A 10620-nucleotide genomic window follows, 5' to 3' on the forward strand; every position below is an offset into this window, starting at 1 on the left:
CCCCCTGTACGGCCACCGGCGCCCGTGCTGTCGTGAGCTCCCCCCGTTCACCCGTCACCGTGCCGCTTCGGCACGGTCCCAAGGAGCCGCGATGCCCGCAGCACCACCGGACGGCGAGCCCGCGCTGCACGTCGAGAGCCTCGACGTGACGTACGGGCGCGCACTGTCCGCCCTCCGTTCCGTGTCCCTGACCGTCCCGCACGGCGGTGTCGTCGCGCTGCTCGGCGCCAACGGAGCCGGCAAGACGACCCTGCTGCGGGCCGTGTCGGGCACGCTGCGCCTGCACCGCGGCGCGATCACGGCCGGCCACGTCCACTACGGCGACACCGCCCTCGACGGCCGGGACCCGGTCGCCGCGGTACGCGCCGGAGTCGTACAGGTGCCCGAGGGCAGGCGGGTGTTCGCGGGGCTCAGCGTCGACGAGAACCTGCGCGCCGGCGGACTGGGCCTCTCCCGGCGCGCCCCGGCCCAGGTCCGTGAGGCGCGCGACCGCGTCTTCGCCCTGTTCCCGAGGCTCGCCGAGCGCACCGGCCAGGCCGCCGGCCTGCTGTCCGGCGGGGAGCAGCAGATGCTCGCGATCGGCCGGGCCCTGATGGCCGCACCCCGCCTGCTCCTCCTCGACGAGCCCTCACTCGGACTCGCCCCGCTGATGGTCGACCGGATCGCAAAGGTCGTCCGCGAGATCAACGCCCAGGGCACCGCCGTACTGCTGGTCGAACAGAACGCCGGCATGGCGTTGGCGCTCGCCGACCACGCCCACGTCCTGGAGGTCGGCGAGATCCGGCTGTCCGGCCCCGCCGGCGAACTCGCGCGGACGGACGCCGTACGCCGCCTCTACCTGGGCGAGACCGCCGACGGTCAGGGGGCCGCGTGACCACCCGTACCACCACCGCACCCCCCACGCTCGAGGTCCGGAACGTGACCGTGCGCTTCGCCGGCCTCGTCGCCCTCGACGACGTCTCCTTCACCGTCGCGCCGGGCACCGTGCACGCCGTCATCGGGCCCAACGGAGCCGGCAAGTCCACCTGCTTCAACGTCCTGTCGGGCCTGTACCGGCCCACCGGCGGCACCGTGCGACTGGGCGAGACCGAGCTGACCCGGCTGGCTCCGCACCGGATCGCCGCCCTCGGGGTGGCCCGCACCTTCCAGAACATCGTCACCACCCAGGGCACCGTCGCCGACAACCTGATGCTCGGCCGGCACGCCCTCTCCCGCGCCGGGTTCGCCGCCAGCGCCCTGCGCCTGCCGCGCGCCGTGCGCGAACAGCGCGAACACCTCGCCAAGGCCCGCGAGTTCGCCGAACTCACCGGACTCGGCGCCCACTTCGACGCACCGGTCGCCCTGCTCTCCTACGGCGACCGCAAACGGGTCGAACTCGCCCGTGCCCTCTGCCTGGAGCCCCGTGTGCTACTGCTCGACGAACCCGTGGCAGGCATGAACGCCACCGAACGCATCCGCATGGCCGAGGTCGTCCGGGACGTCCGCGCCGAACTCGGCCTCTCCGTCGTCCTGGTCGAGCACGACATGGGCCTGGTCATGCGGCTCGCCGACGACGTGACCGTCCTCGACTTCGGCAGGGCCATCGCCCACGGCACCCCCGACGAGGTCCGGCGCGACCCCGAGGTGCTGCGCGCCTACCTCGGCACCGACAGCACGGGGGAGGACGCGGCATGACCGGCTTCCTCGACAGCCTCCTGGGCGGCCTCGCCCTGGGCTCCGTCTACGCCCTGATCGCCCTCGGTTTCGTCACCATCTTCAAGGCGTCGGGCGTCCTGAGCTTCACCCACGGCTCCCTGCTGCTGCTCGGCGGCTACCTCGTCGCCGTCCTCCACGACGACCTCGGCTTCGCCGGGGCGCTCGCCGTCGCGGTCCTCGCGACGGCCGCCGCGGCCGGGTTGCTGGACCGGCTGGTGCTGCAGCGCGTCGGAGGGAGCGACCCGCACGCCGCCCACGTCCAGACCATCGTCACCATCGGCATCGACATCGTCCTGGTGACCGACCTCGCCCGGCGCATCGGCGGCGACCTGCTGCCGCTCGGCGACCCCTGGGGCGACGCGGTGACCGACCTGGGACCGGTGACCGTCGCCGACAGCCGCATCGCCGCGATCGTGGTCTCCGCCGTGGCCATCGGCGGCGCCTTCGCCCTCTTCCGCTTCACCCCCTGGGGCCTGTCGCTGCGCGCGGCCGCCGAGGACGCCGAGGCCGCCGCACTCATGGGCGTACGGCTGACCCGGGTGCGCACCGTCGCCTGGTGCCTGGCCGGCGGCCTCGCCGCACTCGCCGCCGTGTTCCTGGTCGCGTTCCCCGCGCCGGGACTGGAACGCACCACCGGGCAGATCGCCCTGAAGGCCTTCCCGGCCGCGATCCTGGGCGGCATGGCCTCCCCGGTCGGCGCCCTGGTCGGCAGCATGCTGATCGGCCTCACCGAGGCCTTCGCCGCCGGCTACCAGTCCGACCTGCACGTCCTCGGCGAGGGCTTCGGCGACGTCGCCCCGTACGCCGTGATGGTGCTCGTCCTCCTGGTGCGCCCCGCCGGGCTCTTCGCGGCGAAGGGAGCGGCCCGTGTCTGAACTCCTCAAGAAGAGCGGCCTCCTCAAGCGCGGCGGGTTCCTGCTGCCCGCCCTCCTGCTGTGCGTCCTGCCCTTCTACCTGGACGCCTTCTGGCTGCGCATCGGCCTGTTCTCCATGGCCGCGGCCATCGGCGCCGTCGGGCTGGGCGTGCTCAGCGGCACGGCGGGACAACTCTCCCTCGGACACGCCTTCTTCCTCGCCGTCGGCGCCTACGGCTACGTATGGCTGGCGGGCGAGCCCGGACCGGGACTGCCGCCCGCCGTCGCCGCCGTCCTGGCCGTGCTGCTCGCCGGTGCCGCGGGCGGCCTGTTCAGCCCCGTCGCCGGCCGGGTCAAGGGCGTGTACCTCGGCGTGGCGACCCTCGCGCTGGTCTTCCTCGGCCACCACGTCCTGCTCACCGCTGACTCCGTCACCGGCGGCTTCAACGGACGCTCGGTGCCGCCGCTGGAGCTCGGCGGGTTCACCTTCGCGGAGTCCGACCCCGAACTGACGGTCCTGGGCGTGCCCTTCGGCGCCGAGGAACGGCTCTGGTACCTCGGCCTCGCCCTGTTCGCCCTGACCTGGTTCACCGCGCGCGGACTGCTGCGCGGGCGACCCGGACGCGCCCTGGTGGCGCTGCGCGACAGCGAGACCGCGGCGTCCGTGATGGGCGTGCACGTGGCGGGGTACCGCTCGGCCGCGTTCGTCGTCTCCTCGATGTACGCGGGCCTCGCCGGCGTCCTGCTGGCGCTCTCCTTCCGCCGTGTCGTGCCCGACTACTTCTCCCTCGCACTCTCCGTCGACTACCTCGCCATGATCGTCATCGGCGGCCTCGGCTCGGTCGCCGGAGCCACCGCCGGAGCCGTCTTCGTCACCGCGCTGCCCCTGCTGATGACGCGCTACGCCGACCAGTTGCCGCTCGTCGCGACACCGGGCTCCGGTGACGGCTCGATCGGCCCGACGGAAGCCTCCCGCTACCTCTACGGGGCCGCGATCGTCGTGATCCTGCTGTACGCCCCCGACGGACTGCACGGGCTGGCCCGCCGGACCCGGGCCCGCCTGCGCCGCCGGCCGGCCCTCACCGACCCTCCCGACACCGGAGCCACGCCCCGGACCCCCGCCACCGCCGCACGAGCCAAGGAGCACACCCCGTGAACGTCCCGCACACCAGGCCCCGCGCCACCCGGACCGCCGCCCTCGCCGCGGCACTGGCCGCCGTGCTGCTCGCGGGCACCGCCTGCAGCACCAAGGCGGACGGCAAGAGCACCGACGACGGCGCCGACGGCGTCAAGGCCGGCCCCGGAGTCAGCGACAAGGCCATCAAGCTGGGCGCGCTGACCGACCTCACCGGCCCCTACGCCACCCTCGGCAAGAGCATCGTGCAGGCCCAGCAGATGTGGGCCGACGAGACCAACGCCGCCGGCGGCATCTGCGGACGCAAGGTCGAGATCGTCGTCAAGGACCACGGCTACGACGTGCAGAAGGCGGTCACCGCCTACGCCGACATTGCCCCGGACGTCGTCGCCCTGCCCCAGGTCATCGGCTCACCGGTGGTCGCGGCCCTGCTCGACGACATCCAGCGGGACCACATCCTGACCTTCCCGCAGGCCTGGGCGGCCTCCCTGCTCGGCAAGGACTCCATCCAGGTCCTCGGCACCACCTACGACCTCGACATGATCGCCGCCGTCGACTTCCTCACCCGTACCAAGAAGGTCGCCAAGGGCGACACGATCGGCCACGTGTACTTCGAGGGCGACTACGGCGCCAACGCGCTGGAGGGCTCCGAGTGGGCCGCCGAGCAGGCCGGGATGAAGGTGGTCGGCCAGAAGATCAAGGCCACGGACACCGATCTGTCCGCGCAGGTGTCGGCGCTGAAGAAGGCCGGGGTGAAGGCGGTCCTGATCAGCGCGGGCCCCGCGCAGACCGCGTCCCTCGCCGGTGTGGCCGCCGCCCGCGGCCTGAAGGCGCCGATCGTCAGCAGCGCCCCCGGTTACTCCCCGCAGCTGATGAAGACGCCCGCCGCGCCGGCGCTGGCGGCCATGGTCCACGTGGCCAGCGCGGCACCGGCGGTCAGCTCCGACCTGCCGGGCGTCAGGAAGATGGTCGCCTCCTACAACAAGAAGTACCCGGGCCAGCCGGTCGACTCCGGCGTGCTCTCCGGGTACAACGCCGCCCAGCTGCTGGGCGCCGACCTGAAGAAGGCCTGCGAGGGCGGCAGCCTCACCCGCGAGGCCGTGGTGAAGGCGCACCGCTCGCAGAGCAACGCCGACACCGGTCTCGGCACGCCGCAGAACTTCACCGACGTGTCCGCGCCGGCGAGCCGGTCCACCTATGTGCTCAAGCCCGACGCCAAGGCGGTCGGCGGCCTGGTCGGCGTGGAGGAGGCACACCAGGCGCCCGGGATCGACGCGTACCTGTCCGCCCGCCACTGACCCGAGTGGGTGGCCGTCAATTCGCCTGTTCCACAGGAGTCTTGACGGCCACTCGATCCGGCCACCGGTTTGCCTGACCGGCGGGTCCCCAGGATGTACTCTCTGTCATGCCGGTCCAGTTGGCGCGGTACGAAGCTGGGGGAACGATGCGAGCCGACAAGCAGCTGTCCAGGGAGATCGACGCCAACGTGCCCACGGCGGCACGCATGTACGACTACTACCTGGGTGGCAAGGACAACTACGCGGCCGACCGGGCGGCGGTCGGCGAGCTCGACAAGGTCGTTCCCAGCACCCGTCGCCTGGCGCTGAACAACCGGCGCTTCCTCCAGCGGGTCGTCAGGATCCTCGCGCAGGACTACGGCATACGCCAGTTCCTCGACCACGGGTCCGGCCTCCCCACCCAGGACAACGTGCACCAGGTCGCCCAGCGCGTCGCCCCCGACTCTCGCGTCGTGTACGTCGACAACGACCCGATGGTGCTGGTCCACGGCCGGGCCCTGCTGGACCAGAACGACCGGACCGCCGTGATACACGCCGACATGCGTTCGACGGAGGAGATCTTCTCCCACCCGGACACCCAGCGGCTGATCGACTTCTCGCAGCCGGTGGCGGTGCTCTTCAACTCGGTCTTCCACTGCATCCCGGACAGCGAAACCGACGGCCCGATGGCGGTCGTCCGCCGTGTGACCGAGCGGCTCGTGCCCGGCAGCTACGCGGTGATGTGCCAGTTGGTCAGCGAGGACGCCGAGGTACGGAAGTTCGTCACCGAGTTCATGGACCAGGCGACCCAGGGGCACTGGGGCCGGGTCCGCGAACCGAAGGACGTCGAGGCGTGGTTCGAGGGGATGGACATCCTCGAGCCGGGGCTGGTGGAGGTGTCCACCTGGCGCCCGGACAACGAGGTGGCGCCGCGACAGCTCACCGACGAGTGGATCGAGTTCGGCGGCCTCGGCCGGCTGCGCTGACCCAGACCCGGAGGGCGTGCGCGTCGATCCCGCCGCTCACTTCTTCGCGTAGCGCCCCTCATGGTCTCGCGCAGCATCTCCACCGACTCCCGCGGCGTCAGCGCCTCGTCGGCCAGCCGGTCCAGGGCGACCCGGTACTCCTCGGTCTCGTCGCGGTCCTCGAGGAAGTTGGCGCTTTTGATGTGCTCGAGGTAGACGACGTCGGGAAGGTCGTTGCCGCCGAAGCGCAGATAGGTGACCGGTATGGCGGGCGCGGACGCGTTGGTCACGTCCAACGGCACGATCTGCAGGGTCACCTGGGGCCGCGTGGCCATGTCCACGAGATGTGCGAGCTGGTCCCGCATGATCTCGCGACTGCCCAGCACCCGGAGCAGCACCGACTCGTCGATGATCGCCCACAGCTGCGGGGCGTCGGCACGGTCCAGCAGCTTCGCCCGGCGCGTGCGCAGGTCGACCCGTCGCCCCACCTCACCGGCGGGTGCGTTGGGCAGCCCCCGCTCGACCACGGCGCGGGTGTACTCCGGCGTCTGGAGCAGGCCCGGGACGTACTGGATCTCGAAGGTCCGGATGGTGGCGGCCGCTTCCTGGAGGCCGACCAGACGGTCGAACCACTCCGGCATCAGACGCTTGTCGTACCGCTGCCACCAGCCCGGTTCACCGGCGCGCTGCAACAACTTGATCAGCACGGACGCCTCGTAGTCGTCCGTGCCGTACCGCTTCAGCAGGGCCCGGACGTCGGTCTCCGTCGGGGGCCTGCGGCCCTTGCCCGACTCGATGCGCGAGAGCTTCGCCGCGCTGAACCCCAGCTCGCGTGCCGCCTGCTCCTGGGACAGGCCGGCGTCCTCGCGGAAACCCGCCAACTGCACACCGACGAGCATCTTCAGCAGAGTCGGAGCAGGCTCGGCCCGCTCCAGATAGGGTTCGAGAGGGGAGATGCGATGCGGCGCGGCGGACATCCTGACTCCCAGCAGACCGACAGACGTGAGAAACAGACTATCTCATCCCGCCGGCGCGCATCCCATCCACCCGCGGAAATCGGGTAGTTGGCCTCCGTTTGACCTCACACCAGGTGGTCGAACTCGCCTTCCTTCGCCCCGGCCAGGAAGGCCGCCACCTCCGCGGAGGTGTAGACGAGCGCGGGGCCGTCCGGGTCACGGGAGTTGCGCATCGCGATGCCTCCGTCCACGAGGGCGACCTCGACGCAGTTGCCCTCGGCGTTGCTGTGTCGACTCTTCTTCCAGCAGGCGTCCAACGAGCTGGCCTGCACTCCGTTGCGCACTGGTGGCACCGCGGTCTCCTTGCCGTTCGGGGAGCGGATCGAGTCCCGTCGGTCCCCGAACGCTCCCGGCCGATTCTTTTCGCGCAATTTCTCGTGCAATTGCACGCGAGCGCTGTCAGCGTGGATAATAGCCGTGGCGTCAACCCCCCGGTCAACGCCAGATCCTGACGAATCATCAGGGAGATGCCGTGCCGTCACCTGTGCGTCCAACGCTCCCGTCGCCCGGCGAACCCGGGTCGGACGCAGGCGTGGTGAGCCGGTTCTCCCGTCCCGGGGACAGCACGCCCGGTTCCGGCCCGTCCGCCGGCTCCGCCCCTCAGGAGCGCGGTCGCGGCCCGAGTATCGCCGACGCCCCGGCGGAGGAGTGGGGCCGGACCCCGAGACCTCCGGCGGGCGAGACCGTCCGGGCCGCATCGTCGACCCGCCCCGTCCCCTGACCCGACTGCCGCGGAAGGGCCCCACACCATGCGCAGCGCTCCGACACCGAAGCCGAGCACCCAGCGCACCGACCGTCAGACGCCGCCCGGCTCACCCCGGACCGCCCCCCTCGCGGGACTGGACGGGGTGCCCTGGAGCGAGATCCAGGACTCCAGCGGTTCGGCCGCGGCCATTCCCCGGCTGCTGCGCAAGGTCGCCTGGGGTGACCCCGATACCGCCCGGGCCGCCCTCGTCGATCTACGGAAACGCATCTGCCAGTACGGTTTCGTCGTCGAGCAGGCGACCGCCGCGACCGTGCCTTTCCTGTGGGAGCTGGCCCAGCGGCCCCAGGTGAGCTGCCGGGCGCAGATCATCCAGCTGCTCAAGAACATCGCCGACGCCCGGCAGTGGGAGACCACCGCCACCGCCTATCCCAAGCTGCTCAACCACCGGGAGAATCCGGTGGCGTGGGAGCGTGCGGCGCGGCAGGCCGTCCGGGCCCGGCGGGACGAGCTGGAGCGGCTGCTGGCCGAGGGCGACAGCGAGATCGCGCGGGCCACGACCGAACTGGCCCGCACACTCGGAGACTGAGACCCGCGCCCTCCACGGGGGAGAAGGCGCGGGTCTCCCTTCCGACTGGCGGAACGATGTGGCGTACTCCTCGCCGACGGGGTAGGAAAGCGCGGGAAGAAAGCGCTTGCCCCACTCGGTCGCATGGAGGACCACGCCCATGGCGTCGCCGCCCGAAAAACCGCTCGATCACCGCTACCGCGGCGAACACCCGATACGTACGCTCGTCTATCTCTTCCGCGCGGACCGCCGCCACCTGGCCGCGGCGGTCGCCGTCTTCACCGTCAAGCACAGTCCCGTCTGGCTGCTGCCCCTCATCACCGCCTCGATCATCGACACCGTCGTCCAGCACGGTCCGATCGGGAACCTGTGGACCAGTACCGGGATCATCATGTTCATCCTGGTGGTCAACTATCCGCTGCACCTGCTGTACGTCCGTCTCCTGTACGGCAGCGTGCGCCGCATGGGCACCGCCCTGCGCTCCGCGCTGTGCACGCGCATGCAGCAGCTCTCCATCGGCTACCACTCGCGCGTCAGCGCCGGCGTCCTGCAGGCCAAGGTCGTCCGGGACGTGGAGACGGTGGAGCAGATGGTCCAGCAGACCGCCGAGACGGGCCTCGGCGCGTTCACCGTCCTCGCCGGCGGCCTCGTCATCATCGCCGTCCGCACGCCCGAGTTCCTGCCCGTCTTCCTCGTCGTCGTACCGGCCGCCTCCCTCCTCGTGGCGCGGCTCCGTGCCCGCCTGCGCACGCACAACGAGCACTTCCGCCACGAGGTGGAGACCCTGTCCTCCCGGGTCACGGAGATGACCCGGCTCATCCCGGTCACCCGTGCCCACGGCCTGGAGGGCAAGGCGCTGCGCCGCATGGACGGCACCCTGGACCGCCTGCTGACCTCCGGGATGCGCCTGGACCTGGTCAACGGCCGCTTCGGCTCACTGTCCTGGGTCGTGCTCAACGTGGTCGGCGTACTGGTCCTCGCGGGCGCCGCGCTGATCTCGTACTACGACGTCTGGGGCGTGAGCGCGGGCGACGTCGTCATGCTCAGCGCCTTCCTGACCACCCTCACCAACTCCACGACAACGTTGGCAGGGCTGGCCCCCGTCATCACCAAGGGCCTGGAGTCCGTCCGTTCGGTCGGCGAGGTGCTCCAGGCCCCCGAACTGGAGGACAACGAGGGCAAGGCGGAACTCACCACGCTGCGCGGGGCCGTCACGTTCGAGGGCGTGGGGCACGTCTACGAGAGCGACGGGCGGCCCGCGGTGAGCGACTTCACGCTCGCGGTCGAGCCCGGCGAGACCATCGCGCTGGTGGGGGCGTCGGGCGCGGGCAAGTCCACCGTGCTCAACCTGGTCATCGGCTTCCTGCGCCCGACCTCGGGCCGACTGCTGCTCGACGGCACCGACATGAACACCCTCGACCTGCGCACGTACCGGCGCTTCGTCTCGGTCGTGCCGCAGGAGTCGATCCTGTTCGACGGCACGATCCGGGAGAACGTCGCCTACGGCATGGACGACGCCGACGAGGAGACGGTGCGCGCGGCGCTGCGGGACGCCAACGCGCTGGAGTTCGTCGACCGGTTGCCGAAGGGCCTCGACACCCTGGTCGGCGAGCACGGCGCACGGCTGTCCGGCGGGCAGCGACAGCGCCTGGCCATCGCCCGGGCCCTGATACGGGACCCCAAGGTCCTCATCCTGGACGAGGCCACCTCGGCGCTGGACACCCGGTCGGAGGCGCTCGTACAGCAGGCGCTGGCCCGGCTGTTGCGCGGACGCACCACGTTCGTCGTGGCGCACCGGCTCTCCACGGTGCGGGGCGCGGACCGGATCGTGGTGATGGGCGAGGGGCGCATCCAGGAGGCCGGCACCCACGAGGAACTGCTGGGCAGGGGAGGGGCGTACACGGCGCTGCACAGCGGCCAGGTCGCCTGACCGCCCACCGCGAGCCGTTCGATCCCTTTTCAACCAAATTCTGGCAGCTTTCACGGTAGGGGCCGGACACAAAGCGACGGGTTTTCGTCAATTGCGAGCGGGGGCGCGCATGATGTGAATGGTTCGACCGGGTCCGGGCATACGCAGCGAAAATCGAGAGAGGGGCGCTTCGTGCTCGAACCGGACCCGAGGGTCGTCAGGGAGTTGCTGACGCGGTACGCGTCACTGCGGATCGCTCAGGCGGAGAGGGACAGGCCGGCGACGGCGCGCGAGCTGGCGGACGTGAGCTACACGCTGTGCGTGATGACGGCGACGACCAGCATCCACGACGCGGTGGCCAAGGCGGACGCGCTGCTGCTCGCCAAGGGGGAGCCGCCGGGGGCCGCCCGCGCGGTGGACCCGGACGGGGAGAGCGGCCTGTCGCTGGCCGTGTGACACCGTCGCACCCGGGGCCCGTCGCGGGGATCGGGCCGGACC

The 10620-nt window shown here is 71.5% G+C and carries 10 protein-coding genes and 1 pseudogene; 9 read left to right on the forward strand and 2 right to left on the reverse strand.

Annotation, left to right across the window (positions count from 1 at the left end; translation table 11 throughout):
- The first annotated feature begins 91 nt into the window (after positions 1–91).
- From RM812_RS20830 to RM812_RS20855, 6 genes are all read left to right on the forward strand, one after another.
- A complete protein-coding gene (locus RM812_RS20830) occupies positions 92–874 on the forward strand; it encodes an ABC transporter ATP-binding protein (RefSeq protein WP_311574633.1) in 783 nt (260 codons plus the stop codon).
- Positions 871–1674, forward strand: a complete 804-nt coding sequence (locus RM812_RS20835) for an ABC transporter ATP-binding protein (RefSeq protein WP_311574636.1) — start codon at positions 871–873, stop codon at positions 1672–1674. The genes RM812_RS20830 and RM812_RS20835 overlap by 4 nt, the downstream gene beginning before the upstream one ends.
- Positions 1671–2570: a branched-chain amino acid ABC transporter permease gene (locus RM812_RS20840; protein ID WP_311574638.1), complete on the forward strand. Its 900-nt coding sequence runs from the start codon at positions 1671–1673 to the stop codon at positions 2568–2570. The genes RM812_RS20835 and RM812_RS20840 overlap by 4 nt, the downstream gene beginning before the upstream one ends.
- 40 nt (positions 2571–2610) lie before the next feature.
- Complete coding sequence (locus RM812_RS20845; protein WP_394816493.1) at positions 2611–3705, forward strand: branched-chain amino acid ABC transporter permease; 1095 nt, start codon at positions 2611–2613, stop codon at positions 3703–3705.
- Positions 3702–4982: an ABC transporter substrate-binding protein gene (locus RM812_RS20850; protein ID WP_311574642.1), complete on the forward strand. Its 1281-nt coding sequence runs from the start codon at positions 3702–3704 to the stop codon at positions 4980–4982. The genes RM812_RS20845 and RM812_RS20850 overlap by 4 nt, the downstream gene beginning before the upstream one ends.
- Positions 4983–5128: 146 nt before the next feature.
- A complete protein-coding gene (locus RM812_RS20855; RefSeq protein ID WP_311574672.1) occupies positions 5129–5947 on the forward strand; it encodes an SAM-dependent methyltransferase in 819 nt (272 codons plus the stop codon).
- 56 nt (positions 5948–6003) lie between these two features.
- Here RM812_RS20855 and RM812_RS20860 read toward each other — a convergent pair.
- Together RM812_RS20860 and RM812_RS20865 are read right to left on the reverse strand one after the other, a co-directional pair.
- Positions 6004–6903, reverse strand: a pseudogene (locus RM812_RS20860) (helix-turn-helix domain-containing protein); the annotation flags it as partial.
- Positions 6904–7007: 104 nt separating this feature from the next.
- A complete protein-coding gene (locus RM812_RS20865) occupies positions 7008–7235 on the reverse strand; it encodes a DUF397 domain-containing protein (RefSeq protein ID WP_311574644.1) in 228 nt (75 codons plus the stop codon).
- 456 nt (positions 7236–7691) lie between these two features.
- Between RM812_RS20865 and RM812_RS20870 the strand changes: the two genes are divergently transcribed.
- The 3 genes from RM812_RS20870 to RM812_RS20880 all read left to right on the forward strand — a co-directional run bounded on the left by RM812_RS20870 (position 7692) and on the right by RM812_RS20880 (position 10578).
- Entirely contained in the window at positions 7692–8234 is a 543-nt protein-coding gene (locus tag RM812_RS20870) for a hypothetical protein (protein WP_311574646.1), read from the forward strand.
- Positions 8235–8373: 139 nt separating this feature from the next.
- Positions 8374–10143, forward strand: coding sequence for an ABC transporter ATP-binding protein (locus RM812_RS20875; RefSeq protein ID WP_311574648.1), 1770 nt, complete (start codon positions 8374–8376; stop codon positions 10141–10143).
- A 171-nt stretch (positions 10144–10314) separates the two neighbouring features.
- Positions 10315–10578, forward strand: coding sequence for a DUF5133 domain-containing protein (locus RM812_RS20880; protein WP_311574650.1), 264 nt, complete (start codon positions 10315–10317; stop codon positions 10576–10578).
- Positions 10579–10620 lie beyond the last annotated feature (42 nt).

The sequence above is a fragment of the Streptomyces lancefieldiae genome (assembly GCF_031845825.1).
In the GTDB taxonomy this organism is placed as follows: Bacteria; Actinomycetota; Actinomycetes; order Streptomycetales; family Streptomycetaceae; genus Streptomyces; species Streptomyces lancefieldiae.

Excerpts from the sequence above, each read along its gene's own strand:
- RM812_RS20830 (WP_311574633.1), top strand. The coding sequence starts at position 92 with ATGCCCGCAGCACCACCGGACGGCGAGCCCGCGCTGCACGTCGAGAGC.
- RM812_RS20855 (WP_311574672.1), top strand. The coding sequence starts at position 5,129 with ATGCGAGCCGACAAGCAGCTGTCCAGGGAGATCGACGCCAACGTGCCC.
- RM812_RS20870 (WP_311574646.1), top strand. The coding sequence starts at position 7,692 with ATGCGCAGCGCTCCGACACCGAAGCCGAGCACCCAGCGCACCGACCGT.
- RM812_RS20840 (WP_311574638.1), top strand. The coding sequence starts at position 1,671 with ATGACCGGCTTCCTCGACAGCCTCCTGGGCGGCCTCGCCCTGGGCTCC.
- RM812_RS20875 (WP_311574648.1), top strand. The coding sequence starts at position 8,374 with ATGGCGTCGCCGCCCGAAAAACCGCTCGATCACCGCTACCGCGGCGAA.